Origin of the sequence: Alkalihalobacillus deserti, from assembly GCF_020734105.1 — a bacterium.
Classification (GTDB): Bacteria; Bacillota; Bacilli; order Bacillales; family Bacillaceae_D; genus Halalkalibacter; species Halalkalibacter deserti.
Genome location: NZ_JAJAFR010000004.1, coordinates 312,559 through 339,201 on the forward strand (window position 1 = coordinate 312,559; position 26,643 = coordinate 339,201).

General features: G+C 37.8%; 26 protein-coding genes. 13 read left to right on the forward strand and 13 right to left on the reverse strand.

Annotation, left to right across the window (positions count from 1 at the left end):
* Window positions 1-58: 58 nt before the first annotated feature.
* From LDX58_RS10390 to meaB, 6 genes are all read left to right on the forward strand, one after another.
* Window positions 59-199 (forward strand): lmo0937 family membrane protein, encoded by a 141-nt coding sequence (locus tag LDX58_RS10390; protein ID WP_227936879.1) that lies wholly within the window; start codon window positions 59-61, stop codon window positions 197-199.
* Between the two features lie 322 nt (window positions 200-521).
* Entirely contained in the window at window positions 522-1,184 is a 663-nt protein-coding gene (locus LDX58_RS10395) for a TetR/AcrR family transcriptional regulator (protein ID WP_227936769.1), read from the forward strand.
* The gene (locus LDX58_RS10400) at window positions 1,171-2,721 is read left to right on the forward strand and encodes an acyl-CoA carboxylase subunit beta (protein WP_227936770.1); all 1,551 of its coding nucleotides are present in this window, start codon (window positions 1,171-1,173) and stop codon (window positions 2,719-2,721) included. The genes LDX58_RS10395 and LDX58_RS10400 overlap by 14 nt, the downstream gene beginning before the upstream one ends.
* Before the next feature lie 227 nt (window positions 2,722-2,948).
* The gene (locus LDX58_RS10405) at window positions 2,949-4,988 is read left to right on the forward strand and encodes a methylmalonyl-CoA mutase family protein (protein ID WP_227936771.1); all 2,040 of its coding nucleotides are present in this window, start codon (window positions 2,949-2,951) and stop codon (window positions 4,986-4,988) included.
* Entirely contained in the window at window positions 4,988-7,150 is a 2,163-nt protein-coding gene (gene scpA / locus LDX58_RS10410) for a methylmalonyl-CoA mutase (protein WP_372459156.1), read from the forward strand. Before LDX58_RS10405 ends, scpA begins: the two co-directional genes overlap by 1 nt.
* 210 nt (window positions 7,151-7,360) lie before the next feature.
* Entirely contained in the window at window positions 7,361-8,374 is a 1,014-nt protein-coding gene (gene meaB / locus LDX58_RS10415; RefSeq protein WP_227936773.1) for a methylmalonyl Co-A mutase-associated GTPase MeaB, read from the forward strand.
* A gap of 323 nt (window positions 8,375-8,697) precedes the next feature.
* On the opposite strand, the gene LDX58_RS10420 is transcribed toward meaB, so the two are convergent.
* From LDX58_RS10420 to LDX58_RS10430, 3 genes are all read right to left on the reverse strand, one after another.
* Window positions 8,698-10,452, reverse strand: coding sequence for a B12-binding domain-containing radical SAM protein (locus LDX58_RS10420; protein WP_227936774.1), 1,755 nt, complete (start codon window positions 10,450-10,452; stop codon window positions 8,698-8,700).
* 113 nt (window positions 10,453-10,565) lie between these two features.
* Complete coding sequence (locus LDX58_RS10425) at window positions 10,566-11,300, reverse strand: hypothetical protein (protein ID WP_227936775.1); 735 nt, start codon at window positions 11,298-11,300, stop codon at window positions 10,566-10,568.
* A 146-nt stretch (window positions 11,301-11,446) separates the two neighbouring features.
* On the reverse strand, window positions 11,447-12,109 hold the full coding sequence (locus tag LDX58_RS10430; RefSeq protein WP_227936776.1) for a GerMN domain-containing protein: 663 nt from the start codon (window positions 12,107-12,109) through the stop codon (window positions 11,447-11,449).
* Between the two features lie 227 nt (window positions 12,110-12,336).
* On the opposite strand from LDX58_RS10430, the gene LDX58_RS10435 reads away from it, so the two are divergent.
* Together LDX58_RS10435 and LDX58_RS10440 are read left to right on the forward strand one after the other, a co-directional pair.
* Window positions 12,337-13,422 carry an AI-2E family transporter gene (locus LDX58_RS10435; protein WP_227936777.1) on the forward strand — a complete coding sequence of 362 codons (1,086 nt, stop codon included), beginning with the start codon at window positions 12,337-12,339 and terminating at the stop codon, window positions 13,420-13,422.
* Window positions 13,423-13,450: 28 nt separating this feature from the next.
* Entirely contained in the window at window positions 13,451-13,816 is a 366-nt protein-coding gene (locus LDX58_RS10440; protein WP_227936778.1) for a rhodanese-like domain-containing protein, read from the forward strand.
* A gap of 222 nt (window positions 13,817-14,038) precedes the next feature.
* On the opposite strand, the gene LDX58_RS10445 is transcribed toward LDX58_RS10440, so the two are convergent.
* Window positions 14,039-14,170: a DUF3941 domain-containing protein gene (locus LDX58_RS10445; RefSeq protein ID WP_227936779.1), complete on the reverse strand. Its 132-nt coding sequence runs from the start codon at window positions 14,168-14,170 to the stop codon at window positions 14,039-14,041.
* A gap of 128 nt (window positions 14,171-14,298) precedes the next feature.
* On the opposite strand from LDX58_RS10445, the gene LDX58_RS10450 reads away from it, so the two are divergent.
* From LDX58_RS10450 to LDX58_RS10465, 4 genes are all read left to right on the forward strand, one after another.
* A complete protein-coding gene (locus LDX58_RS10450) occupies window positions 14,299-14,571 on the forward strand; it encodes a YbyB family protein (protein WP_227936780.1) in 273 nt (90 codons plus the stop codon).
* Between the two features lie 102 nt (window positions 14,572-14,673).
* Window positions 14,674-15,009: an alpha/beta hydrolase family protein gene (locus tag LDX58_RS10455; RefSeq protein ID WP_227936781.1), complete on the forward strand. Its 336-nt coding sequence runs from the start codon at window positions 14,674-14,676 to the stop codon at window positions 15,007-15,009.
* Between the two features lie 16 nt (window positions 15,010-15,025).
* Window positions 15,026-15,862, forward strand: a complete 837-nt coding sequence (locus tag LDX58_RS10460; RefSeq protein WP_227936782.1) for a YitT family protein — start codon at window positions 15,026-15,028, stop codon at window positions 15,860-15,862.
* Between the two features lie 117 nt (window positions 15,863-15,979).
* The gene (locus tag LDX58_RS10465) at window positions 15,980-16,459 is read left to right on the forward strand and encodes a BsuPI-related putative proteinase inhibitor (protein WP_227936783.1); all 480 of its coding nucleotides are present in this window, start codon (window positions 15,980-15,982) and stop codon (window positions 16,457-16,459) included.
* 48 nt (window positions 16,460-16,507) lie between these two features.
* Here the strand turns inward: LDX58_RS10465 and LDX58_RS10470 are convergent, their stop codons facing one another.
* The 9 genes from LDX58_RS10470 to LDX58_RS10510 all read right to left on the reverse strand — a co-directional run bounded on the left by LDX58_RS10470 (window position 16,508) and on the right by LDX58_RS10510 (window position 25,442).
* Window positions 16,508-16,675 (reverse strand): hypothetical protein, encoded by a 168-nt coding sequence (locus LDX58_RS10470; protein ID WP_227936784.1) that lies wholly within the window; start codon window positions 16,673-16,675, stop codon window positions 16,508-16,510.
* Between the two features lie 25 nt (window positions 16,676-16,700).
* Window positions 16,701-19,688, reverse strand: a complete 2,988-nt coding sequence (locus LDX58_RS10475) for a DEAD/DEAH box helicase (protein WP_227936785.1) — start codon at window positions 19,686-19,688, stop codon at window positions 16,701-16,703.
* Complete coding sequence (locus LDX58_RS10480) at window positions 19,678-20,937, reverse strand: hypothetical protein (RefSeq protein WP_227936786.1); 1,260 nt, start codon at window positions 20,935-20,937, stop codon at window positions 19,678-19,680. The genes LDX58_RS10475 and LDX58_RS10480 overlap by 11 nt, the downstream gene beginning before the upstream one ends.
* 522 nt (window positions 20,938-21,459) lie before the next feature.
* Window positions 21,460-21,798, reverse strand: a complete 339-nt coding sequence (locus tag LDX58_RS10485) for an AzlD domain-containing protein (RefSeq protein WP_265416627.1) — start codon at window positions 21,796-21,798, stop codon at window positions 21,460-21,462.
* Window positions 21,761-21,970, reverse strand: a complete 210-nt coding sequence (locus LDX58_RS10490; protein WP_227936787.1) for an ABC transporter permease family protein — start codon at window positions 21,968-21,970, stop codon at window positions 21,761-21,763. Before LDX58_RS10490 ends, LDX58_RS10485 begins: the two co-directional genes overlap by 38 nt.
* 703 nt (window positions 21,971-22,673) lie before the next feature.
* The gene (locus tag LDX58_RS10495) at window positions 22,674-23,276 is read right to left on the reverse strand and encodes a YkzI domain-containing protein (RefSeq protein ID WP_227936788.1); all 603 of its coding nucleotides are present in this window, start codon (window positions 23,274-23,276) and stop codon (window positions 22,674-22,676) included.
* Window positions 23,277-23,514: 238 nt separating this feature from the next.
* Entirely contained in the window at window positions 23,515-23,970 is a 456-nt protein-coding gene (locus LDX58_RS10500; protein ID WP_227936789.1) for a GNAT family N-acetyltransferase, read from the reverse strand.
* A gap of 207 nt (window positions 23,971-24,177) precedes the next feature.
* Window positions 24,178-24,399, reverse strand: coding sequence for a DUF3813 domain-containing protein (locus LDX58_RS10505; protein WP_227936790.1), 222 nt, complete (start codon window positions 24,397-24,399; stop codon window positions 24,178-24,180).
* 230 nt (window positions 24,400-24,629) lie between these two features.
* Window positions 24,630-25,442, reverse strand: a complete 813-nt coding sequence (locus tag LDX58_RS10510) for a Cof-type HAD-IIB family hydrolase (protein WP_227936791.1) — start codon at window positions 25,440-25,442, stop codon at window positions 24,630-24,632.
* Window positions 25,443-25,633: 191 nt separating this feature from the next.
* Here LDX58_RS10510 and ctaG point away from each other — a divergent pair, with 191 nt between their 5' ends.
* The gene (ctaG, locus tag LDX58_RS10515; RefSeq protein WP_227936792.1) at window positions 25,634-26,551 is read left to right on the forward strand and encodes a cytochrome c oxidase assembly factor CtaG; all 918 of its coding nucleotides are present in this window, start codon (window positions 25,634-25,636) and stop codon (window positions 26,549-26,551) included.
* Window positions 26,552-26,643 lie beyond the last annotated feature (92 nt).

Below are 26,643 nucleotides of genomic sequence, written 5' to 3' on the forward strand. Positions count from 1 at the left end.
TTTCTTTTTTGATATTAGGGAAAAGAAAAGTAACGAGAAAAACAGTGGGGTGAAAAAAATGTGGACGCTGCTAATCATTATTTTCATTTTATGGTTACTTGGTTTTAGTTTTGAAATTGCGGGTAATCTAATTCATATACTATTGGTTATTGCTTTTGTAATACTAATCATTAGATTAATTACTGGAAGAAAAGTATAGACTCTTAATTAAAAATTGCTTATGTGACAGTTTCAAAACAGAAGGAGATGGAAACTACAGTTGGTTCCTTCTCCTTTTTTTATTGTCTATAAACAAGTTTATATATTATTTTACTAATGAACAAGAATACATGATGTATATGGTACCGTTTAAAAGTCTCGCTATAAAAAATTACCTTTTAAAGATGCAAAGCCTACAAAATCAATGTAAACGTTTGCAGAAATCGATTGACAATAGTTCTAAATTTTCGTACAATTTAAACAGACTATCTAGTCGGTTGATCGATACTGACTTATTGAATGAAAGCTGGTGGAAAGTTGAAATGAAGAAAAAACCAACAAAGGAACGAATAATTGAAGCTGCTTTACTGCTTTTTGAAGAGAGTGGATTTCATGCTGTAACAGTTGATCGAATTGTGAAAGAGAGTGGAACATCAAAGGGTGGATTTTACCATAATTTTAAATCAAAAGATGAACTTCTATATACAGTTCATGATTCTTTTATTACATACATCCTTGATAAAGCGGAGGATGCATATAACCGTTATTCAACTCCCGCTGAGCGCTTATATGAAACTGTAAAATCATTTGTCATGATGTTTGAAATGTATCGGCCTCATGTCACTGTTTTTTATCAAGAATCTCTTTATTTAAGTGAAGAGTATTATGGCACGATGAAAAAGAAACGAGATCGTTATAAACAAATGATGTTCCGTGTTGTTGCTGAAGGAATTGAGTGTGGAGAATTTAGAAAAGAAATCCCAGTACCTATTACATCAATGGCTATTTTTGGTATGACGAATTGGACATATAAGTGGTATAAGGAAAATGGCCGCTATTCGATTGAAGAAATTGCAAATATTTACGCTGATTTAATTATGAGTGCGGTATTGACAAGAGAAGCCTGTATGAAGCCAGAATATAAACGTTTCTTTCTTTCAGATAAACAAGAGTTTAAGGAGGTAACCTCGTATGGATATGATTGATCACATAAATGATATGGAGGACCGCCTGGAAAGAGTAAAACTAGGTGGTGGTGATAAACGTATTGATGCTCAACATAACAGAGGCAAACTGACGGCCAGAGAGCGTATTAATCTATTAATAGATGAGGATACGTTTGTAGAGTTGAATCCATTTATTGAATACCGTGGTTCGGATTTCCACTCATCTGAAGCGCCTGGAGAAGGAGTAGTAACAGGTTATGGTAAAATTAACGGTAGACTTGTTTTTCTCTTTGCACAGGATTTCACTGTTTTTGGAGGCGCGTTAGGTGAAATGCATGCTTTAAAGATTGCTAAAGTGATGGATTTAGCTGCTGAAAATGGCGCTCCAATTATTGGGTTAAATGATTCGGGAGGAGCTAGAATTCAAGAAGGTGTTTTGTCCCTTGATGGCTATGGTCATATTTTTTACCGCAATTCTATTTACTCAGGGGTAATTCCGCAAATCTCTGTTATTTTAGGACCTTGTGCTGGAGGTGCTGTTTATTCACCTGCGATTACAGATTTTGTATTTATGGTCGAAAAAACGAGCCAAATGTTCATTACTGGGCCAAAAGTCATTGAGAGTGTAACTGGAGCAAAAATCAATTCCGAAGATTTAGGAGGGGCAAAAGTTCACTCGAGTTTGAGTGGTAATGCTCACTTTACCGGGAGTTCAGAAGAAGAAGTACTATCAGAAGTAAGACGTTTAATAGAATTTTTGCCGTCTAATTTTGAAGAGCGAGCACGACATAAAGAGCCAATAAACAAACGACCAGTGCTAGAGAGAGTTCAGGAATTGATGGACGTTGTTCCAGTGGATGGTACGAAAGTCTATGATGTTCGTAAAGTTATTAAATTAATTATAGATGATGAAGAATTTATGGAAGTGCAACCTTCTTTTGCGAAGAACATTGTAGTAGGCTTTGGTCGGATAGAAGGGGAAACAGTTGGAATTGTCGCAAATAACCCTAAAATGATGGCGGGTGGACTTGATATCAATTCGTCAGATAAATGCTCAAGATTCATACGTTTTTGTGACTGTTTTAATATTCCACTTATTACATTTGAAGATGTAAGCGGTTTTATACCAGGAGTTCAACAGGAGCATGGGGGAATTATTCGACACGGTGCAAAAATCCTCTATGCTTATTCTGAGGCAACAGTTCCAAAAATTACAGTGATCCTAAGAAAAGCGTTTGGAGGGGCTTATGTAGCGCTTAACAGTAAAGCAATTGGGGCAGACTTAGTTTTTGCTTGGCCCAATTCAGAAATTGCCGTGATGGGCCCTGAAGGAGCGGCGACGATCATATTTGCCAAAGAAATTAAAGAAAGTTCAGACCCGGAGCTGATACGAAAACGAAAGATTGAAGAATACCGACAAAAATTTGCAAACCCTTATGTAGCAGCAGCAAATGGAATGGTCGATGACGTCATCGATCCCCGTGACACCAGAAAAAGTCTTGCCCAAGGATTAGAAATGCTTCGGAACAAAAAGAAACAGCTTCCGAAAAAAAAGCACGGGAACATCCCACTCTAGAGTTGTATCAGAAAAGGTCGTTTCTAAAGCAGTGCATTGGTGTGAGAAGTGTCTCACACCTGCCTTCTATGCCAATGAGCACGATGAAAAGTGTCTCTTACTTAATCCTATACTGAGCGATTGCTCAGTATAGGTACAGTAAGTGGAGTGATTGCCTCTTTACACGTTACGTTTAAAATATGCAGGAAGGGAGTGAGCGGTGAATCCTAGAAGGTAGCCGCAGACTCATGGAGAAAAAACGTGAATTAACCTCATTTAATGAATTTCCAATTCCGACATATGAACAGTGGAGAACGATTACTGAAAAAGCATTAAAAGGTCGATCATTTGATACGTTAATGACGACTTTACTTGATGATATTGTCTTAGAACCGATGTACCAACAGCAAGATATAAAGGATTGCTCAACTTTAATTAATGATCCTGGTGTTTTTCCTTTTGTTAGAGGAAATGTACCTGGCCCTAAAGCTTGGAAGATTAGTCAAGAGCTTGAGGCGGCAACTCCGAAGCTTTTTAATGAAACGATCAAGCATGATTTAGCAAGAGGCCAAAATGTTATTCATATGGTTTTATCTAACGAAATGAGAAATGGAAACAAACCAGTAATGAACGATAAGAGCTCCGGAATTCCCTTATTCGATTTTGATGATATTAAACAAGCTCTCGAAGGAATAGATGTTTCGTCTCAACCTATTTATATAGATGCAGGTGTCGTCAGTTTACCTTTACTTGCCGCTTTTCAATTAGTATCAGACCAACTAGATGGGACGATTGCTTCTGATCCGATTCATCAGTTAGCTACTGAAGGAGAATTAACTTATTCATTATCAGCTAGTTTCGATCATATGAAATCAGCTGTGGAGTGGGCTAAACAAAAACATGAAAATCTACGTACGGTTTTAGTCCAGACCCACGTCTATCATAATGGAGGTGCTAGTGCGGCAAAGGAACTCGCTATTGCTCTTTCAACAGGTGTGATGTATGTCAGTGAGTTAATGGAGCGAGGTATCTCAGCTGATGATGCCGGAAAAGCCATAACGTTTGCTTTTTCAATCGGTAGTGATTTCTTTAGCGAATTGGCAAAAATTCGAGCAGCTCGTCTACTTTGGGCATCTATTATGAAAGAATTTGGTGTAGAAAAAGAAGCACAGAAAATGATGATTCATGCTCGGACATCTGCTTTTACCAAGTCGAAACTGGATCCATATGTGAATTTACTTAGAGGCACAAGTGAAGCATTTGCTGCGGCAGTAGCTGGGGTTGACAGTCTGCATGTTAGTCCACTTGATGAGGCGATACAAAAATCTTCTGCCTTCTCAAGACGAATTGCTAGAAATACGTCGCTTATCCTTCAAGAAGAAGCTTATATTGGGGTTACGGCAGATCCAGCAGGAGGCTCATGGTATGTTGAGCACTTAACTGAGCAATTAGCGAAAGAAGCTTGGAAAGCTTTTCAAGAAATTGAAAAGTCAGGTGGAATCGTGGCTGCTCTTAAGTCCGAGCTTATACAGACGTGGGTGGATCAGACGTGGGAGAAACGAAAAGCTGAAGTCGAGAGTAGAAAGCAGACGGTTATTGGCGTTAATAGATTTGTCAATTTAGTTGAAAAGTTGCCGCCGAAGATCGAAATTGATGAAGTTGAATGGAACACGTTTGCTCGTAAACTAGAAATGAACGTTGAGATCGAAGACGTAACACGACCAGGGTCATTAGAGGAATTTCAAGCCTTAATGCTTAAAAATATTCCTTTTCATCTCATCCATAAGCTACTACAAGAAGGATCTCCTAAAAGTAGAGTCAAGAGTATCGCTCCAAGGCGATTAGCTGAACCATTTGAAAAGCTTAGAAATAAAATGAGCAAAATAGAAGGGAAATTGGGAGAACGCCCAAGTGCATTACTCCTAGGACTCGGCACACTTGCAGAACATAAGCCTCGAGTTGATTTTTCAAGTGAGTTCTTTCAGAGTGCAGGGTTTGCTATCAAACGCTCTCTTCCAGTTAGAGATCAGGGTGGGGCAGTTGATGCAGCTAAACATTCAAATCTTGTTGTTATTTGTGGAAGTGATGACAGCTATAATAAGCAAGCGCTTTCAATTGTGCGAGCAATAATAAAGGATCACGACTGTACGATTTTCCTTTCAGGTCGCCTGAATGAAGAGCTAAAGAAAGAATTAATAAATGCAGGTTTGTACGGTATCATTGATGCCAAATCAAACGCCTACGATGTCTTGGATGAACTACTCGAAAAGATGGGAGGTTCATTATGATGAAAAGAAAGCCAAACTTTCAAACGATACCATTTCCATCTTTTTCAGAAGTGAAAGGGACGATTCGTGAGGAGTCAACAGCTTTTCAAACGATGGAAAAAATCTCGATAAAGCCTGTTTATAGAAAAGAAGATATCGAAGGGCTTGACCATCTTGATTATGTCGCTGGAATTGCCCCTTTTTTCCGCGGACCTTATCCAGCGATGTATAAAGCTAGGCCTTGGACAGTTAGGCAATATGCTGGTTTTTCAACAGCGGAAGAGAGCAATGCGTTTTACCGAAGGAATTTAGAGGCTGGTCAAAAGGGACTTTCGATTGCTTTTGATTTAGCTACACATCGAGGCTATGACTCTGATCATCCACGTGTGGTGGGTGACGTTGGAAAAGCTGGAGTTGCAGTTGATTCGATTCTTGATATGAATATTTTATTTAATGGAATTCCACTTGATCAAATGTCTGTGTCGATGACAATGAATGGGGCTGTTCTTCCGATCATGGCCTTTTATATTGTTGCTGCGGAGGAACAAGGAGTGCCACCGGATCAACTAACAGGAACGATTCAAAATGATATTTTGAAAGAATACATGGTCCGAAATACGTATATTTATCCACCAGAGCCTTCAATGAAAATCATTGCTGATATTTTTGAATATACATCTAAGTATATGCCTAAGTTTAATAGCATTAGCATTTCTGGTTATCACATGCAGGAAGCTGGAGCCACTGCGGATATTGAGCTTGCCTATACGCTTGCAGATGGGCTTGAATACGTACGAACAGGGATTAATGCCGGATTAGACATTGATCAATTCGCTCCAAGATTATCTTTCTTTTGGGCAATTGGTATGAATTACTATATGGAAGTCGCAAAAATGAGGGCAGCCAGATTGATTTGGGCTAAATTAATGAAGCCATTTAATCCTAAAAATGATAAATCACTAGCGCTTCGAACACACTCTCAAACGTCAGGTTGGAGTTTAACCGAACAAGACCCTTATAATAATGTGATTCGAACGTGTATGGAAGCCATGGCAGCCGCTCTAGGCCATACACAGTCTCTCCATACAAATGCACTAGATGAAGCGATTGCGCTTCCAACCGATTTCTCAGCAAGAATAGCAAGAAATAGCCAGCTTTATTTACAAGAAGAAACAGGGATTGTTAATGTGCTTGATCCTTGGGGAGGATCTTATTATCTCGAGTCGTTGACGCAAGAGCTATTACAAAAGGCGTGGGCACATATAGAAGAAATTGAAGAATTAGGTGGAATGGCAAAGGCAATAGAAACCGGACTACCGAAGATGCGGATTGAGGAAGCAGCTGCTAGAAGACAGGCACATATCGATTCGAAGAAAGAAACGATTATCGGTGTGAATAAATACCGTTTAGATCAAGAAGAAGAACTAGACATCTTAAATATTGATAACACCGTTGTTAGAGAATCACAGCTTCGCAGGCTAGAAACTTTACGTAAGAATCGAGATGAGCAGAAAGTTCAACAAACTCTTGATGCTTTAACGAAAGCAGCAGAAACAAAAAGAGGAAACTTATTGGAACTGGCTGTAGAAGCAGCGAGAGCTCGGGCTAGCCTCGGAGAAATATCAATGGCGTACGAAAAAGTTGTGGGTCGACATAAAGCTGTTTTACGATCTATTAGTGGTGTGTATCGTTCAGAGTTTGGAGAGAAAGAAGCGATGAAGGAGATTCGTCAATTAACCGATCAGTTTGCTGAGAATGAAGGGCGTCGTCCGCGTATTATGATTGCGAAGATGGGTCAGGATGGGCATGACCGAGGTGCAAAAGTGATTTCAACGGCTTTTGCCGACATGGGGTTTGATGTCGATATTGGTCCTCTATTCCAAACACCAGAAGAAGCTGCTTTGCAAGCCGTAGAAAATGATGTTCATATATTAGGTATGAGCTCTTTGGCAGCTGGACATAAAACCCTTTTGCCCGAGGTTGTTGAGGAGTTAAGAAAGCTTGGGCGCGAAGATATTCTCGTCATAATTGGTGGCGTAATTCCTGCCCAAGACTATCAATTCTTAAAAGAAAAGGGAGCAGCTGCCATATTTGGTCCAGGTACAGTGATTCCAACTGCTGCCCAACAAATTGTGAAAGAATTGAACGAGCGACTAGGTTATGGTGAAGCGTTGAACGAATAAGTGGAAAGAGGAAGGGGGACGTCTGCTTCCTCTTTTTATCATGAAAAAAGAAAGTGATTAGTAATTAATTCGCAAGACGATTTTCATTTGTTTAAATGTGTGGGAGTAGAGGCGAATTACATTTGGTCAGAACATAATTGTGTTTTAGAAGCTCGGGTGTTTAATCTCTGGCAGAAGTTATGTTCTTTTTAAAAGGGGTGTGTGTTTTGAATGGATGCTTATAAGAAACGTGTTGAACTCTCCTTAGAGGAATATGTAGAAGGGGTTAAAGCTAATAATAGAGCGGTTTTGGCAAGAGCTATTACTCTTGTTGAAAGCAATGCGGCAAGACATTTTTCATTAGCTCAAAACGTACTAACTCAGATCATGCCAGATACAGGGAGGTCGATTAGAATTGGAATTACAGGTGTACCTGGGGCTGGGAAAAGTACATTTATAGAGGCGTTTGGAATGAGGTTAGCAGACCAAGGACACCGAGTGGCTGTTCTTGCAGTCGATCCTTCTAGCTCACTTTCACAAGGTAGTATTCTCGGAGATAAAACGAGAATGGATCAGCTATCTAGACATCCTAATGCGTTTGTACGCCCTTCACCTGCCGGAGGAGCCTTAGGCGGAGTAGCAAGAAAAACAAGAGAAACTCTTTTGTTATGTGAAGCTGCAGGATATGACATTATTATTGTTGAAACTGTAGGTGTTGGTCAAAGTGAAGTGACAGTGAGATCGATGGTTGATTGTTTTCTAGTGTTGATGTTAACTGGAGCAGGAGACGAATTACAAGGCATGAAAAAAGGGATTATGGAAATGGTTGATATTATGCTCATTAATAAAGCAGACGGAAATAATCAACAACCAGCCGAACAAGCTAAAGTAGAATTTAAACGAATGCTCCATATGCTTCCAAGTGTGACAGAAGGTTGGGAAGCAGAGGTGGAGACTATTTCTGCTCTCACGGGGAGAGGCGTTCAAGAATGTTGGGAAACGATTGAACGATTCCATCAGCATATGAAGAAAACGAATCAATTTGAAATAAGAAGAAAAGAGCAAGCTGCGAATTGGTTTCATTCATTATTAGAAGAGCATATTATAAAAAGTTTTTATAACCATCAATTAATAAAATCACAGTTAACGGAAGTCAAAAAGACGGTTCTAGATGGGGAAATAAGCGCAACCAAAGCTGCATTTATGTTATTGGAAAAATATGAACAAGAGATAAACAAATATTAAACAGTATCCATTTTTAGAGAAAGTAAAGTTGTAATCAAGTAGCAGACTTAGTCGATGGAGTTGAAGTAGGCAAAGAGCTGATTTACAGTCTAATTTAGATGGTCAAGCACGATTCGCATCAATTGAAGTGAGTTCAGAACTTTTGAATAAGGAGTGAAACGATTTATTAATTTTTACCTTCGTCTAATATATGATCCTAATCACTGCTTTGTACAAACATTTCAGAATTTCAAGCAAGCCACTGCTTTTTTGTTAAAAAAGAAAAACCTGCAAATAACTAAAATAAACTAAGAAAAAGGAAGCCAAAATAGGCTCCCTTTTTCTTAGTTTATTTGGACGGTTAGCTTCTCAAGTGGTGAAGTGAAAACTTGAGATCGGTTCGTTTTAGGATTGAAGTAAGCGATGAGTAAACTAGGGGTCTCATTTATCCCATCCCTAGTTAGTTGGAATGGTACCGTTTCAATCATCGTGTGTTTGTGCAATTCTTTTTCAGTCAATGACAATGTTTCAAAATCTAAAGATATTAATCTTGGTTGCTCAGCTAGTATCATTAAGAACCTAGATTGTTCTTGTTTAGAAAGAGAAAAATCCCACCATGTTTTACGAGGCTTATGTTTATGGTTTTCAAAAAAGTCAACCATCATTAATCCACGAATGATATCTAGCTTAGCTGTTGTTTGGCGATGAAGCAAAAATTGTTCAAGTCTTAAAAATAAATCTTCTAATTGATGTCCAATCCGTGCCCAGCCACGTTCGTCCCAATAATCGCCAAACTCTTGGAAAAAGTCGAAAGCCGATTCGAATTCATGTTTGACTAGATGTTCAATGGTGCGATCCATTCGGTGATCATTCCAATATTTTTCAAGAACATCTTCAACGCGTTTAATTCGAATAATCTCGTCAAAAGTTAACACATTATTTTGGAGAATTTCATAGGGAGAATGGTCCATATAAACATAATCATGCTGTTCGGCGCGAACTCTTAAGCCGGTACCACGCAGCATTTTCAAAAAGCCAAGCTGCATTTCCTCGGGACGCATTTCGAAGACATCATTAAATGTGTTACGAAATGAATCATAATCTTCTTCTGGTAAACCAGCGATTAAATCAAGATGTTGATCAATTTTTCCGCCTTCTTTAACCATCATAACGGTTCTTTTTAACTTTTCGAAGTTTTGACGCCGCATAACAAGCTCGTTCGTAGCATCATTGGTAGATTGCACCCCAATTTCAAAACGGAAAACGCCAGCGGGGGCATGTTCATTTAAAAAAGAGAGTACTTCAGGTCTCATAATATCTGCTGTTATTTCAAATTGAAAAACACAGTCTTGATGATTGTCGATTAAAAAACGAAAGATCTCTAAGGCGTAATCTCGTTTAATGTTGAATGTGCGATCGACAAACTTAATTAGCTTTGCTCCATTTTCGATTAAAAACAATAAATCTGCTTTGACCCGTTCAATATCAATATAGCGAACACCAACTTCAATAGAAGACAGGCAGAACTGACAACTATAAGGACAACCTCGACTTGTTTCAAAATAAGTAACTCTTTTTGTTAAACCATCAAGATCTTCAGAGAAACGATAAGGTGTTGGTACTTCATCGAGTTTTAATTTTGGTCTTGGAGCGGTGACAATGATTTCTTCTCCCTTGCGATAAGCAAGACCAAATACCATGTGATATTTTTCGGTAGTAGTAATTTCTTCCAGCAATTGCTTAAAGGTTTCTTCTCCTTCACCAACAACAATGAAATCGACGTTTTCTAGAGTGGTTAACCAATCTTTTATGTCATAAGAAACTTCTGGTCCACCTATAATAATTTTTGTATTTGGCATAACTTTTTTTAACATATTAATGACTTTTATTGTTTCTTCAATGTTCCAAATATAACAGCTAAATCCAATAACATCAGGTTTTCGTTCATATAGGTCAGAAACGATATTCATCGTTGGGTCTTTAATTGTGTATTCGACTATTTCTATTGGGAACTCCGGTTCAGCATAGGCTTTTAAGCAGCGTAGTGCTAAACAGGTATGGATGTATTTTGCATTCAACGTCGTGACGACGGTTTTCATGGATACCCCTCAATTCTTAAGCTTAGTTACGTACTGTATCATAACATATCTTGCGATAGATTTTAAAATGAGTGAATAAACAAAAAAAGTTGATTCCAAAAGTGAATCAACTCTTAGTTCGCTGGTACGGTTAAAGTAAAATGCCAGAATTGGTCTTGAAGTTTTAAACGATTCAATGTAAGTGTAAATGATTCGGGAATGGTCTTTGTAAACTCATAGGATGCAGTTAACCGATTATTTTCTGGATCGTAAGTCGTTCTGGTATATGCTGGGTAAATATCTTCATTTTCTTGCCTTAAGGAAACAGTGAGTCCATTTAAATGATGAACATCGAAGATATCTAGCTGAATTTCTTTGTTATCAACCTGAACATTTTGGATAAATAGATCATTTACTAAAACGTTACTCATGTCATCTTTAAGATCGTGAAAGACAACTTTACGTATATAATAAGTTGGTTTTACATAAATATCAATGGCCAACGTATCGATAGAATCTTCAAGAGTTGGTGAATAAAACTGTCGAAATACGACTGAACTAGAATCGGATTCAGGTTTAACCGTTTCTGAAAAAAGTGCTTCATACTGCTTACCACCGTGGTCAATTATGGTTGAACCGATTCGATAAAGGAAATCGTTTTCTACGTCATAATCCACTAATGAAGTAGCTGAAATATAGATGAAGAAACCTTTATGTCCTTCCCATTCAGCTTCTTCAATTTTATCAAATTGAACTTGAATTCGATTATTTTCAGCCGTTAGCACAAGTTCCTCATTAGAAGTAGAAGGTATGTTATCTAAACAGCCGCTCAGAAAGAAGAATAAAAGAAAGGGAATGAACAATTTCAATCATAATCACCTCAAAAAGTAGTTTACATCAGTGTATCAAGACTTAATATGAAAAGCAGGAAATAAAGCGGCATGATCTAAATTTGTTGCCCTTGAACCGATAAAGGGCAAGTCCTACTTTAGATTAAGTATGACTTGCCCATCCATTAATTGAAGTCTTTATAGTTTTCAAGTGGTTCAGCCACAACTGGCTCACTCGTATCTACATGTCCAAAAAGTTCTGGGTAAACTTCACCATTAATCAGAATTTGTGTTTCGTTAAAACCGAACTGCTTCATAGCCATTGCAATTTGTTGAAGTAGCATATATTCAGTTCCAGAACCAACTTGCGTATCTAATAGAGTTTCAGAAAAGGATACATGGGCAACTCCATCGATGATTTCGACAGATTGAACTTCAACATCAGTAGAAATCAAAGATGTTAATCCTTGTTTTGTTGGACCTGCAATCCAAGCTTCTAAAGTAGCTTTGTATACAGCGTCGCCTGTTGCATTAATTTCACTGTCTACTAGATACATATCCATTACATCATCATCTGAGAAAATTAATTTAACAGTTGTCGTTGTAGGTTCTACTTCTGATTGATCAGCTTCTGTATCTGTTTCGGCTGTTTCTATATCTGTTTCTTCTACTTCCGTGTCAACCGTATCTTCTGTTGCATCACTAGATTGTTCTGTTGCATCACTAGATTGTTCTGTTTCAACAGAATCAACTTTCTGATCGTTCCCATTACTAGTTGATCCTTGTCCGCATGCACTAAGTAGAAGGATGAGTAATCCTAGTAAGAGAAACATCGACTGTCTTTTCATTCTTTTCATTCCCCCTTTTGCTTGTAGACGTTTCATTAGAATATTAATTATTCGTAATGAAATCTATTACTTTAAATTCTACATTAATCATGTTGAATTACAATGACTAATTTTAACAGAGAGAAAAAAGCTTTACCTACTTACTTGATTTTTAAGGTTGAAAAGAAGATGAAATCGGAAGAAAATGGTACAATGGAAAAAAGAATTAAGTAGAAGGGACTTTTGCTATGCCACAAACAAAAGCTTTCCGATTAGGATACGGAATTGTATTAATTTTTGTTATTATTTATTTAGGTTCTTTAATTGATTGGGTATTTAAACCCGTTGTTGTATTAGTTCAGACTTTATTTGCACCGATTATTTTGGGTGGAGTGCTGTACTATTTGTTACGACCTTTTGTAAATTTACTTTCAATTAGGTTGCCACGAGCGATTGCTATTCTTCTACTATATTTAGGTGTAGTTGGACTTATAACTGCGTTTATTTTTATTATAGGACCTGAACTTCAAAATCAATTTTATAGTTTTACACGAAATATGCCGGTATTTATTAATGAAATCCGCGATATGTTTATTAACTTACAGGAAAATGAGTACGTCTCACGTTTTCAAGAGAGTGAGAATTTTTCGATAGAAGAAATTACAATGGAATTAGTCAATTACTTGAATAATTTTGTCTCGAATATTGGACAAAATGTAGCAGGTCTTCTTGGCTTTATCGCAAATGCGGTTATCATTTTAGTTATCATTCCATTTGTGTTGTTTTATATGTTGAAAGAAGGTGAGAAAGCCCCAAATCAACTTTTAAAGCTATTACCTGAAAAAAGACAGAATGAGGGAAGAGACATATTAAGTGCAATGGACTATGCGCTAAGCTCTTATATTCAAGGTCAAATTCTTGTTAGTATATGTGTAGGAATTCTTGCGTACATTGCTTTTCTCATAATCGGACTCGATTACCCACTCGTTTTAGCTTTAGTGGCAATGTTTACAAATGTCATTCCGTTTGTAGGACCATGGATTGGGACCATTCCAGCGGTGATTGTTGGTTTGTTAGATTCCCCGGTAATGGCGTTATTGGTAATTGCGGTCGTTATTGTTGTTCAACAAATTGAAAGCAATCTAATCTCTCCACAAATTATGGGTAGAAAATTAGCAATCCATCCTCTCACGATCATCTTTTTACTTTTAGTGGCTGGTCGTTTTGCGGGATTATTAGGGCTCCTTATAGCTGTCCCAACCTATGCAGTAGGTAAAGTATTGGTGCTGCATATTTATCGGTTATGGTTACTTAGAAATACAACGATTGAGTGATTTGAAAAAAATTATTGAGGTGATTAAAATGGGATTTGAACAAGATGGTATTAAACAGGTGGACAAAGAAGAATTAAAGGAGCTAGTTAAAAGTGAGTCGGGAAAACCGATTATCATTGATGTACGTGAGCTCGAGGAATACGAGGAAGCTCATATTCCTGGCCTTCCATTAATTCCTATGGGGACAATACCTACAATGATTGATCAACTAGATAAAGAACAATCTTATCTGTTTGTTTGTCGTAGTGGAGGCAGAAGTCAAAATGTAGCAATGTATTTACAAAATCAAGGTTTTAAAGATGTAAGCAATTATTACGGTGGGATGTTGGCTTGGGATGGAGACGTGAAGGCCGGAGCTGAGTGGATTGTTAAAGATGGAAAAGAATTAAAGTAATGGGAAAATAAGTCCAAAAGCTCTCGCAAATTTGAGCTTTTGGATTTTTTGTGATAAGAAAATTAAAATTCGAGTGAAAAGGATGCTTTTCAATGAAGTAGGAAATCCAACTCGAGAGTGAGCAATGGCTCTCCACACGCAGCGTGTCGAACAACAAGAAACCCGCTTTATTGTAGTGGCAACGCTCATTGCTAAGAAAAGATGGTTAGCAATGCTTTTCTTTTATAGATGATCTGTCTTTTTGGAATAGTCATGTTTGCCGTGTTCGGCATTTACATGTGCATGTTCATTTTTTTTACGGTTTAATGCATTGCTATCCTTTTTCTTTTTATTATGATCTCCTGTGCGGGACATGTCTTCACCTCTTTCAACCGTTTTCAATTATAGATTGTCCGATTTATCCGGGTATTATGACTTAGATGTTTGAATGACAAAGAATGGGGGTATATCATAAATAACACTACTGAAAGGTGGAGATGAAATTGGCAAAGAAATCGATGATCGCGTCTGTTGCTGCAGTAGCAGGGGCAACGACTGTTATTTTAGGAAAACGAAATCTGAGGACAAAGCTATCTCGATCTATTCAGAGCTTGTATAGAAAGATAAGCGGGGAAGAAAAAAGGATTGAAAAGGAAAAAAAGGAGAATATTGGACATTCTAGTCCATATGATTATGAGGATAATAAGATGGTTGGCGAGGGGGCCCTCACAAGTGTTCAATACTATAATAATAAGCAACAGAAAAGTCACCAATAATGGTGGCTTTTCTTGTGGTGTGTATTCAGTTAGTGGTAAGGTGAATTCACAATTTTGAAATGCTATAATTAGGAAAACTGTTTAATAAAGGGTGAAGATTGTATGATTACGATCAAAAATGAAACGATTGTGCGAGTTCCTACGTTACATGTAGTGATAGAAGAAATAGTTAAGCTGATCAAGCCGTTTGATTTAACGACACAATTGAACAAGCTAAACGGACGGCCTTTATTCATTTGGCATGGTAAAGAAGATCAAGTGGTGCCCTATCCTTTTTCAGAGAAATTATATGCGGAACTAGCAGTAATTTATGAAGATGCTCTAGACAAGCTTCAATTTGGTTCTGAAGAACAATCAGGACATAAGTTTGTTTCACACCTTGCTGTTCTTCGTTCTGTCAATTGGGTTGAACAACATCTAGGAAAGGTCCCTTCATAATGGGTGTAAGAGACCAATGATGAAACAAAAAACAATCGAACAAACTCAGAAAATAATTGCGGTTGTCGTTGGAGCGTTTTTTTTAGCTGCAGGATTAAATTTCTTTTTAATCCCTGCTAATGTATTTGCTAGTGGCTTTACCGGCGTAGCCCAAATCATTGCAACGGTTGTACCATTATCAACAGGGGTATTGCTTTTTATATTAAACGTTCCGGTAGCGATTCTTGGCTGGATGAAGATCGGTAAAAGTTTTACAATCTACAGCTTTCTTAATGTTGCGCTTACAACATTCTTTCTTGAACTATTACCAGTTTGGAAATTTTCACCAGATATTTTACTAAATGCGGTGTTTGGTGGGGTTATTTTAGCAATTGGTGCTGGAATTCCATTGAAGTGGGGCTCATCTTCTGGTGGTCTTGATATCATTGCACTCATTTTATCAAGAGTGAGTGACCGACCGGTAGGAATTTACTTTTTAGGATTAAATAGTGTGATTGTGATAACATCTGGACTGTTGTTTGATCCAGAAAAAGCATTGTATACTTTAGTGACGTTATACGTAACTTCACGAGTGATTGATGCGATTTATACTCGTCATGTTAAACTAACGGCTATGATTGTGACAAAGAACGCTAACCGTTTGCGAGAAGCCATTCATGAACGGGTAACAAGAGGAATTACAAGAATTCCCGCTAAAGGCGGGTACACATCTGAAAGTCAGGAAGTTCTGATGATCGTTATCACACGTTATGAGCTTTATGAGTTAAAACGAGTGATTCAGGACGTAGACCCTAAGGCTTTTACGAATATTGTAGAGACTGCAGGGATATTCGGCTTTTTTCGAAAAGAATGAAACGAACTTAGATCTAAACCAACAAATAATCCAATTAGTTAATGGTTGCTCATATTTAAAGTTGGAAGATCTTAGCTCTTATAAGGGCTTAAAGATATAATACGAGGAGGTAACTCTATGAAAAATATAATATGGTTCGTTTCTTTGTTACTTGTATTATCAGCATGCGGTACGGGAGTAAATGCCCCTCTTGAAACGAAAGAAGGAGTTGAGAAAATGTCTGATTCAAACTGGCTCTTTGATGTTAAAACCGAACAGTCTGATGGTGAGTTAGTCGTTACATTATCCGTGACAAATAATCAAGCACAGGCATCCTCCATTGATTTTTCTTCAGGACAGAAGTATGAACTTATTCTGAAAAATGAGGATGGAGAGAGTGTGTATCGTTACTCAGAAGGTATGATGTTTACGATGGCACTAGTGCATGAAACGTTTGAACCTTCAGAAACCAAGGTGTTTGAAGAACGTATTTCTCTCGACAATATCTCAGCTGGATCTTATATACTTGATGCACAACTAATGGTAGCAGCTGTAGATGGCAGTGAATGGGATGATGCTAATACGTTTCACAAACAAGTAAAAGTAAATATTAACTAAATTGAAAAAGAGCTGCAATTCCAATACGGAACCGCAGCTCTTTCATTTTTAGGTACGACTCCATTTACGAATCGCTTCTTGTTGAATGGCTTTTTTTAATGTGCGATACTGATCATCTTCTGAATCATTAAGTGTAGATTCAGTGGTCTTAATCGACTGATTAATTTCTTTTTTTCCATACCAATAATCAGAAAAGGGTTTCTCCAGTTGTTTCATCTAGCATCAACTCCTTCAAATGGAATTACGTCAGCTGAATGAGCTCCATAATTTCCTCGTTGGATAATTCTGTTATTCGTTGCTCGCCCGCAGCGAGAATATGGTCAGCAAGCGCTTGTTTCTTCACGAGCATCCGGTCAATTCGCTCTTCGAGTGTTCCAGTTGTAACGAGTTTATGGACAGTGACATCTTTTGTTTGTCCAATTCGATAGGCTCGGTCTGTTGCCTGATTTTCAACAGCTGGATTCCACCAGCGGTCATAATGAATAACATTAGTTGCAGAGGTGAGGTTGAGGCCAACGCCTCCTGCTTTTAACGAAAGAACAAAAAACTGAACATCGGGTTGTGTTTGAAAGGCTTGAATTGCTTCTTGCCGCTTCATTCTTGTTAAACTTCCATGTAAAAATGGAACTTGTTGCTGAAAATGTTGTTCTAATGATTGAGTAATTAAGGTACCCATTTCTTTGTATTGAGAAAAGATGAGTACCTTTTCTTTTCGAGCGAATAAGTCATTGACTAAAGCTAAAAATGCATCCCATTTCCCAGATTGATGTTCTTCTAATGTGCGGTCTTTAAGGAAATGGGCAGGGTGATTACAAATTTGCTTGAGTTTTGTAAGACTTTTTAAAATGAGAGCTCTTCTCTCGAGTGATGTGACTTGATTTAATTGTGTGACAATGTCATCTACTACAGCTTGATAAAGACCAGCTTGTTCAAGTGATAAATGAACATGATGAATCTTTTCTTTCTTTTCAGGCAGACCTAATTGCAACGATTGATCCGATTTTTTTCGCCGCAAAATTAAGGGGTGAATTAGCTTTTGTAATTTCTTTAACTGCTCATCATCTTGATCTCGTTCGATCGGTTTCATAAAATTTGTTTGAAAATCTTGATAAGACCCTAAATATGTTGGATTAAGAACGTCTAAAAGCGACCAAAGTTCTCTTAGTCTGTTTTCAATCGGTGTACCCGTTAAGGCAACTCGGTGTGTAGCTTTAATTCCCTTGATAACACGACGTTGTTTCGTTTCCACATTTTTAATATGCTGAGCTTCGTCTAAGATAAGTCCATTCCAAGTTGTTTGTTGAAACAAATGACTATCTCTTACGCTTAATTGATAGGATGTAATAACGACATCCCATTCCTCGGAATGAAGTTCCTCCTCTTTCAACCTAGAGGGTCCATGGTGGACAAAAACACGAATGGATGGAGCAAATTGCTCACATTCGGAAACCCAATTATAAATCAAAGAAGTTGGACAAATCAGCAAAAAGGGAGGAGAGATCTTTTGTGCCGATTTTTGAGCATTTATCACATGTAACATATAGGCAATTGTTTGAATCGATTTACCGAGACCCATGTCATCTGCTAAACAACCACCGAATCCAGTTCTTCTTAAATGAGCTAACCACGAAACCCCCGCGAGTTGATAAGGACGAAGAACACCCGTTAATTCTTCTGGAGTGGCAATAAGGGATGGAGTAGAATTATAAAGCTCTTGTAATGAATTTGTTAGTTCCTTTCCCCATGCAACATCCCATTGAATATCTAAGTCTGTTTCTACGTTTCCATTCTCAACCTCTTGATCTAGACGCCAAGCTTCTAAATAAGAGGCTTGGTCTTCTATTCCCTCTAAATAACGTAACAGTTTATCAGCTAATGATTTGTCCCATGATGTCCATTCCCCATTTGCATAAAGAAAAGGACGTTGACCATCAACAAAATCCTGAAATTCCTTTTTACTTATCGTTTGGTTGCCAAGTGCGATATCGTATGTAAAAGAAGCTACACTTTGCCAGTCAAGCAATGGCTCGCTTGCCGCTCCATTGCGATCAGCTGGTTGCATCATTAGTTTGACGCGGGGCTTTTTCTTCTCCATCATCCATTTGGGCACAATTAAGTGAAAGCCGATTTGCTTTAGACGATCATCTGAGGTTGTGAATAGTTCATAAGCTTCTTCTGCACTTAAAGACAAAGTTGGTGATGAAAGACGTAAAGGTTTTAACACATCCAATGCTTCTTGAGCTTTTTTTAAATCTATTTTCAGCTGAGCAATTGGATTTTCCCGCCATGGGTGTTCACCCTGCTCCAATTGGTCCATTTCGACCATTAAAGAGGGGTGATTCCGATCGACCATACAAAGAGAGACTTCCCATTTGCCGTCTTTTGAATGTGGTTCTTTTAAGGCCAATCCTGATTTAAATGGTTTTGTTTGGAGAACGCCTACTTGCTGTTGAAAAGTAGTTGTAGATAGAGCGTTTTCTAATTCCCCTTTTTCATTTAATCTTTGGACAAGTGGTAGCCATGTTGAATGGACAGTTTTTTGCCAATGTGAATATGCATCAAAAACGACAGGTTCCTGTAGCAGTGATCGAATCATGGCATCAGTTATCTTTGTCACAATGGTTTGAAGTTGTTCCGTAGTTAGGATGGTATTTGGTTGATTTTGAATGTAACTTGTATTAGCTCGGATCGATCTTCCAGCTAGGGGAATCATGTCTAACCATTTTGCATAGGGAAAATCATCAAGTTCCCACTGACCGGAACCATTTGGAGAGAAAGATCCTTTTTGAATACTAGCTTGAATCGTATAAAACAGGGATAGCCAGGCTTTAAAATCGGGAGCGACTTCTATGTCATCCTCCTGTTTCCATGATTCAAAAAAAGATAGGTATTCCACCAAAGAATCAATTGAAAAACGAAGACCTTCTAAGGGGAATGAGTATTGCTCCATATTTGCCTCGGCTTGGTAGACTGTCATTTCTCCTGCAGGTGATGAATAGACTCGTGAACGGATAGGAACATCAATAATACCTTTATCGGTATCAATAAACGTCCCATAAAAGGATGTTTGGTCCATTCTAAATAAAGTGAGCTTCAGTTCAAATGGTGAATACAAAAAGGGATATTGAAAATTGACAATCTGGTCAAACCGCGACGTCGGTGTTCGTTCTCCCCAAATAAAGAAGGCTTCCTCGAGCCATCCAGCATGTACGATAATCTTAGAGGTCAATTCGTTTCAACTCCTCAACAAACGCTCGGTACGTTCGGTACATTTTCTTTAATCTCTTAACATAGTTCATGAAAAGTATTCGTTCTTCATCACTCGTATATAAAGCTTGTAATTCATGTAAATAGGAAGCCGCTTGCTCGTAGTGGACTCGAGATTTTTTCTCCACAAGCCGAACGATAAATTGGTGATAAATGGGACGTGCAAGGTCTGGTCTAGCCCCCTTAAGAGCAACTAGTAATTCAAGTTTTTCCTCACGCATACGGGTAGGATCACGTTCATATTTAAGAAAATAACGAGCAGCTAGCTCAAACTGCTCATAAGCAAGTACAATTTTCTCGTATGTTTTTGCTGCTTCGACTTGATGAAGCCTTTGTTCGAGTTCAGGAAGAATACGTTCAACAAGCTTAATTTGTTCTTGGTCTGACATATGACTTGTATATGTTTTAAACCGTTGATAATTAGGTGAAAGCAGCCAACGGTTCCAAATTGAATGTTGTTCTTTTGAACTAATTGGCATCACAGTGTTCATTTCATCGACAAACTTTTGTAAGGAGCCATATTGACCTGTTTTTTTATGAGGAAACAAAACAGATAGCCATTGCTTCATTGTTTGCCAACGAGCACGGTCTTTTAATAATTGAAAATGAGGTGTAACCTCCTGCTCACGAAAATTTGCTCCATTCTTCTGCAAACTTCCTATAGCGGACATCTCTTTTCCAGCTAATAAAGCAACGTAGCTATATGCAAGAGCAACTGACTGAGAACATAGAGCAGAATCAATTGATGACGAGAGAGATTGATATACATGATCAATATGAGCAGCAGGCATAGCAGGTAACAACTTTAAAAGTAATTGTGGCCAAGGTGCGTGTTTTAATGTTGAATGTTTTGCTGTCTTTTTAAGTAAGCGATCTATAAATAAGCGGTAAGGTCGCGCTTCTAAATGTTCAACCTGCTCGATGATCTCATCACTAAGGGAGTGATAAAAATAAGTAAACCTTCTTTCAAACTCTTGGTAGTTGGTTATATGGTTTGAGCGCTCAAAGACTCCACCCATATAGGTTAGTAAATAAAGCCATGGGTAGTCTGTAGTTCGATCACTAATTTGAGATATGGCATCTTTAGAAAATTGTTCTAGATGTCGGTTAGTGACATATCTTGAAGCTGTAATAGTTTTAAATGTTATGAGGATTGGCTGTTCAATTTCTTGATATACCTCTGCCTCTTTTTTTATAAGCGAGCGATTCATTGTAAGATTCTCACCTCTAATCCGAAAAATTCCATTCTTTCATTGTATCGCTTTAAGCGGAAGAAAGAAAGTGAACGGGTAAAATAGATTAAGATATTGGAAAAAAATAGTGATTAACTAATCAATTTGGAAGCATTTAGAAGAAAGGTGAATCACAAAGTTGAGAAAAGAGGAGGAAAAGGAAAAAGTTATTAGACTACAAATTTCCGATAATATGAAGGGGCAATGCCACCTTCAAACCACAAAAAAGAGAAAGTATAGGGTGTCAAAGGAGTGAATGCCACCCCAAACAACAATAAAGGAGTGGACAGGGTGTCAAAAGGAGCAATGCCACCCCTTAAACTACAAAATAGGTGAGAATAAGACCTCAAAACTATGGGCTAAGAAGATTTTCAAACAAAAGCTCCGCGACATAGCTCTGATTTTAAGAGCTCTTTAACCTTTGATAAAAGGAAGAGGCAATGGCTCCGTGCATTGCTGAGGAACCAGAAAAAGGGCAACTTCTGCTTTTTCTGGTTCCTGTTAAATAAGCAACGAAAGTAGCATAAGGACGACAATGCTACTTACTACAACAATAATGAGATTAGCCCCCAAATAAGCAACAACAATAGCGATGATGCCTCCGATCATTCCGTACCAACTATTCTCGTGAACGGTAAGGATACCAGGAAAGATCAGAGCTCCTAGTGCGGCATAAGGGACGTTTCGTAAAATGGCTTGAACCCACTCTGGTACTTTTTCAATATCCATAAAAACAAGAGGAAGCATTCTCGGGATATACGTAACTAGAGCCATACCTGCAATGATAAAAGAATGGTCATATTCAACTGGAATCGCCACCTTTTGGGGTGAATAATTCAATACCTGCTGCTGCCATTAATGTGGCTATGATAATGGACCATCCATTGGGGAAAAAAAGGGAAAATAGGCTATTTAAAAGCGCTGCACTTACAGCAAGGGCAACTATTTTTTGGTGCTTCTTTAAGGAAGGCATCAGTAAAGCGATGAACATCGCATATAAAGCAATTGCCATACTTTCTTGTAAAGTGTTTGGTAAGAAGGTACCAACAAAATAGCCTATACACCTTTCTTTAATTTTTTCGCAACATATGTAATTGACTATTATTGATTGTAGGTGATCGTACCGATTAGGACAAAGATTTTGATAAATGAGAAGGAAGGAGGAAAAAAGAGGTTTTTACATAAAGCAAATGAGCGAAATCCTATAAAAGAAAATGACAAAGATTGATCCTGGTAACGATTGTTAGGACGCAAGAATCGAGAAGGAAAGGAAAATTTCTTTTTATCTACATCTTTAATTACTTTGATGATTTTTCCTAATTCCTATTTGCTTGAGTATACGATTAAGCAGATTTGGTTGGCTTTTGCATTGGAGCAGGAGGTGCCATAAATACACTAATTAGGCTACTATATTTACGAAGTTTCCGCTTAGGGATAGGGATCTGACCGTGTGAGAGAAAAAGCATCTTCTTCTTAGTCACACCAAATACCTTCATCAAAATCCTACCTTTATGGCCTTCCTTTATAGATGCAGCAGATTGAAAAGCGTCGAAGGACAATTTGACAAAAGGTAACTATGACTGAGCGTTAAGTGAGGAAGCTAAGTCATTGGAGGATGCATGGTGATAGGAGTAGTCCCGAAAAAATGCAAGCACTAAAACGGTGCTTGCATTTTCCGTTGTATTCAGTGTCAACGGAATCGAAGAGCTTAACTATTATAGAAGTTGTTCAACCTGTTCCCGTCGCGATAATAGTTTTTTCAGCTTTATCTTGTGTGAGCTAATTAACCATTCATCGGAATCGACTAGGGCTTCATGTAATTCCATTAAGACATAGTCAATTTCAAGATTCATCATGTTATATATGGTGCGTGGTTCAAGTGACTTTCCATCATCCTTATACTGTATCATCGACCCATTTCGGTTCATCATGACCTTTTCACTCCCATCAATTTCTATCATTGACTCAATATCTCCAGATTGGTATGACGTAATATAAAGGGGACCTTCTGTTGAGCGCTTAACAATCCCATTACCTTTTTCGTGCTGCAAGAGTTTCTCAAGTGCATTCGCTAACACATCATCATATATATGAAGACTGTCAGCTGAAAGGGTGAGAAATTCTGTATTACGGATAAAAGGGAGTTCGTGAACAGAATCTTCTAGTTCTATCATGAGATAGATTGTTTTTGCATCATACCGCCAAAAGAGGGAATAATGCTGACTCATCAGTCTTTTTATGAATTGGTGTAGTGCGGGTTTTGACAGCTCGATATAGACTTCCGAAAATTCCACTTCAACAAACGAATCTCTCATCATTCTGCATACACTCCTTTGACAGCTTCGCATTGCTAATGGTTATGGTTGCTACATCATATGTTGAATAATCAGAAAAAAGAAGCAAAACGCCCAGTTTCAAGCGAAATGGGCGTGATAAATATACAAAAAAGTAAGTGAACTTAATTTATATAGTAGGTAAGACAGGCTATTTTAGAATGTTAAAAAAACTTTTGAATTTTCTCTACAAAATAAAAAAACTGCTGAGCTTGTCAGCAGTCTAATAACGAAATCCATATCGTTTAGAAACAATATCATAAAACCCAAGGGAGTTATAAAGGGATTTAGTCGCTTCATTGTTAATACCAGTTTCTAACTCAATTCCTTTAATACCTTCGTTCTCTGCCCAATAGATGACATGAAGGAGAAGTTTCTTTGCAATTCCTTGATTTCTGTGTTCTTTGTGGACATATAAATCATTTAACCAGATATAATGACCACCTTTGTCTATACTAAGGGCGACGTTAAAAAATGCAGCACCAACCAATGTATCTTGTTTCTCAGCAACAAAAATATGAGCCTGTGAATCTTGTTTCAGAGCAAGATCAATTGTGCGCATTAACTGGTCATAAACATTGGCAGGACCAATAGGCTCTAACTGCCCCATAAATAAATTGGCAACTCGTCGTTTGAATTGGATATCGACGTCTTTATCCACCTCATACACCTTCACCATTCTTCAAGTTCCCCCTACATTGTTACCTAATTTAACTATTATCAGGTTAACATAAAACATGGGTACTGAGTAGTAAATTATTTACTACTTAATAAACATAGTAAGTGAAAGTGATAAAAGCAAAAACTAATTGGTTTCTCAACAGAACTAAACAAGAACCATTGAGAAACCATTTTTCCATTAGAACGTATCAGGAATGAAGTAATTTTAAAGGTTATAGTCGTATAGTTGGTTAAGTTGATCCTGCATATGAACTATTTGATCTTGTTCAGCTGGAGAAGAACTGGTAAAAGCAGAATTTAAGGCGGTTTTTGCACGCTGCAATTCTTTTTTCACGGCTTCATGCTGAATGTCAGTTTCCGCTGCTAAGGCAAGTAGTTCAAAGCGAGCAACGGATTCTCTAGCTTCTAAGAAATGTTGATTTTCCATTAGTGTAATCCTTGGGCGAGTTGTTTATTATGTAGGCGCCAGGCTTTTTTAAGAGACGTATCACCCATAGTCATCGTCTCCATCTCTGTGTCATACGCTCGTTGTACGGCGTCTTTTTCTTGCTTGTAAACCAGCTTTAATTTTTTACACATGGTGTTATTGCTCCTTTGGTATGAAATGGAATGTTACATCATTAAGTTGCCCTTTAATGTCCATCTCATTCAAAAGTTTTAGCGTAAATGAAGAGCTTCTTCTAGGTAAACAGCGATGCCATCTTCTTCATTAGAGAGAGTAACGGCATTTGCGAGTGTTCTTAATTCTTTTATGCCATTTGCCATTGCAACACCTTGACCGGCAAATTCAATCATCTCAAAGTCATTGTCTTCATCACCAAAGGCGATAATACGTTCTTTAGGGATATTGTAAAAATCAGCTACCTTCTTTAAACCAATCGCTTTATTCATACCTGCCTTGACAACTTCTATGATATTCCAAGGAGCGCCCCAAACCCTTTGATCGATCACTTCAGCATGGGCGTCTACTAAAAGCTCACGTAACTGTTTAACATGGTGGTCCTGTGGATGAATGAGGACGCAAGTAGGGTCATCTTGTAAAATATGTAGTAAGTTTCCGTAATCGACTGGACTCTGTCCAGCAAGGAACGTTTCCAAAAATACTTCATCAAAATGACGAAGGTAAAAATCATCAATAACTTCAACCATGATATTACTAACGTTAAACGCTTCGCATGTCTCGATGACTGTTTTAGCTGTTTTTAAATCTAATGGTGAATGATATGTGCCGAAGCTTTTATCAAAAGGGTGATGAACGAAAGCGCCATTAAAATTAACGATCGCTGTATCAAGTTTTAATTCTTGGTAATACTGGATGCTGGCTCTGTAAGGTCTACCGGTAGAAATAGAAACGATATGACCTTGTTCCCTTGCCTTAGCAATAGTAGCTTTTGTCTTTGTGGATATTGTTTTCTCATCGGTTAGTAACGTACCATCTAAATCTAAAGCAATTAAGTGTTGTTCAGGCATCAAAATCTTCCTCCCATTGGTTGATATTTCTTATGAAATATTCCGTATTCGTTCAATTTTTATTGAGTGAAAATATGATATGATAGACTTGCTTTTAAGAGGTGTTAAGAAAGTTGTTCTAAACGTAACCGTTGTCTCAACTTTCAAGAATGTATGTATTTTATTAAATTCTCGACAAAGGAGGTAATGCAGTGGATGTATTATTTGAGAATTTTGGGTTCCGAGCTCTATGGACTCCGGAGTTATTAATTGGTTTAGCAGTTGTTGGGATAGTGTATTTCCTGATGATTACAAAATGGCGTCATCGCTTCAAAAGCTCAACTCCTGTAGGGCTGAAGCAAAGAATATATTTTATTTTGGCACTGATTGCTTTATACATTGGTTGGGGTAGTCCTCTTTACCTAGCAGGACATATTATGATTAGCTATCACATGACACAAATGGTATTTGCCTATTTTATTGCGACTCCTCTCTTTTTGCTTGGTACACCTACTTGGTTTTTGCAAGCTTTTATTGAGCGTTTTCGTTCTCCTATGACAGAGAGGATCTTTCGTGTAATATGGAGTCCAATAGCAGCTCTTTTCTTATTTAACGGGCTTTTTTCATTTTATCATGTTCCATTAATGTTTGATACATTGATGCAAGCTGTCGTACTACACAGTTTATATGAGTATTTGTTGTTATTTACTGCGTTATTAATGTGGTGGCATATGATTGCTCCATTACCAAATGCATTTCCATTATCAGACTTACGAAGAGTAGGGTATATTTTTGCTAATGGTATTCTTATTACACCTGCTTGTGCTTTAATTATTTTTGCTGGGGCTCCTCTTTATCAAACGTACACGGATCCAACAGTATGGGCTAATGTGATGGCTTTTTGTTTGCCAGCAGGAGCGGAGGTACCACTTTCCCTTTTTTCAGGTCCTAATTCCTTTACATTTTTAGAAGCGAGAATGGACCAGCAGCTTGCAGGAGTCTTAATGAAAATCATGCAAGAAATCGCTTATGGTATTACGATTGGTTATGTGTTTAAGCAATGGTTAACCAAAGAAAAACAACAGGATGGGGAGTTAACGATTAGCGATATCCCGACAGCGAGTAGGTAGAGATTTAGTTTATTTAGAGTGTTGTTCCAAAGCAAGAGAAGTATTCACTGCGGTTTATATGTTTATGACTAAGAAAGGAACTGGTTATGAGA

Bases quoted from the DNA above. Each gene is read 5' to 3' on its own strand.
- LDX58_RS10430 (WP_227936776.1), bottom strand. From the start codon at position 12,109: ATGAAAAGACAGTCGATGTTTCTCTTACTAGGATTACTCATCCTTCTA.
- LDX58_RS10505 (WP_227936790.1), bottom strand. From the start codon at position 24,399: ATGGAAAATCAACATTTCTTAGAAGCTAGAGAATCCGTTGCTCGCTTT.
- LDX58_RS10400 (WP_227936770.1), top strand. From the start codon at position 1,171: ATGGATATGATTGATCACATAAATGATATGGAGGACCGCCTGGAAAGA.
- LDX58_RS10395 (WP_227936769.1), top strand. From the start codon at position 522: ATGAAGAAAAAACCAACAAAGGAACGAATAATTGAAGCTGCTTTACTG.
- LDX58_RS10390 (WP_227936879.1), top strand. From the start codon at position 59: ATGTGGACGCTGCTAATCATTATTTTCATTTTATGGTTACTTGGTTTT.
- LDX58_RS10460 (WP_227936782.1), top strand. From the start codon at position 15,026: ATGATGAAACAAAAAACAATCGAACAAACTCAGAAAATAATTGCGGTT.
- LDX58_RS10490 (WP_227936787.1), bottom strand. From the start codon at position 21,970: ATGGCAATTGCTTTATATGCGATGTTCATCGCTTTACTGATGCCTTCC.
- LDX58_RS10455 (WP_227936781.1), top strand. From the start codon at position 14,674: ATGATTACGATCAAAAATGAAACGATTGTGCGAGTTCCTACGTTACAT.
- LDX58_RS10465 (WP_227936783.1), top strand. From the start codon at position 15,980: ATGAAAAATATAATATGGTTCGTTTCTTTGTTACTTGTATTATCAGCA.
- scpA (WP_372459156.1), top strand. From the start codon at position 4,988: ATGAAAAGAAAGCCAAACTTTCAAACGATACCATTTCCATCTTTTTCA.
- LDX58_RS10445 (WP_227936779.1), bottom strand. From the start codon at position 14,170: ATGTCCCGCACAGGAGATCATAATAAAAAGAAAAAGGATAGCAATGCA.
- meaB (WP_227936773.1), top strand. From the start codon at position 7,361: ATGGATGCTTATAAGAAACGTGTTGAACTCTCCTTAGAGGAATATGTA.
- LDX58_RS10435 (WP_227936777.1), top strand. From the start codon at position 12,337: ATGCCACAAACAAAAGCTTTCCGATTAGGATACGGAATTGTATTAATT.
- LDX58_RS10500 (WP_227936789.1), bottom strand. From the start codon at position 23,970: ATGGTGAAGGTGTATGAGGTGGATAAAGACGTCGATATCCAATTCAAA.
- LDX58_RS10495 (WP_227936788.1), bottom strand. From the start codon at position 23,276: ATGATGAGAGATTCGTTTGTTGAAGTGGAATTTTCGGAAGTCTATATC.
- LDX58_RS10405 (WP_227936771.1), top strand. From the start codon at position 2,949: ATGGAGAAAAAACGTGAATTAACCTCATTTAATGAATTTCCAATTCCG.
- LDX58_RS10420 (WP_227936774.1), bottom strand. From the start codon at position 10,452: ATGAAAACCGTCGTCACGACGTTGAATGCAAAATACATCCATACCTGT.
- LDX58_RS10480 (WP_227936786.1), bottom strand. From the start codon at position 20,937: ATGAATCGCTCGCTTATAAAAAAAGAGGCAGAGGTATATCAAGAAATT.
- LDX58_RS10470 (WP_227936784.1), bottom strand. From the start codon at position 16,675: ATGAAACAACTGGAGAAACCCTTTTCTGATTATTGGTATGGAAAAAAA.
- LDX58_RS10510 (WP_227936791.1), bottom strand. From the start codon at position 25,442: ATGCCTGAACAACACTTAATTGCTTTAGATTTAGATGGTACGTTACTA.
- LDX58_RS10440 (WP_227936778.1), top strand. From the start codon at position 13,451: ATGGGATTTGAACAAGATGGTATTAAACAGGTGGACAAAGAAGAATTA.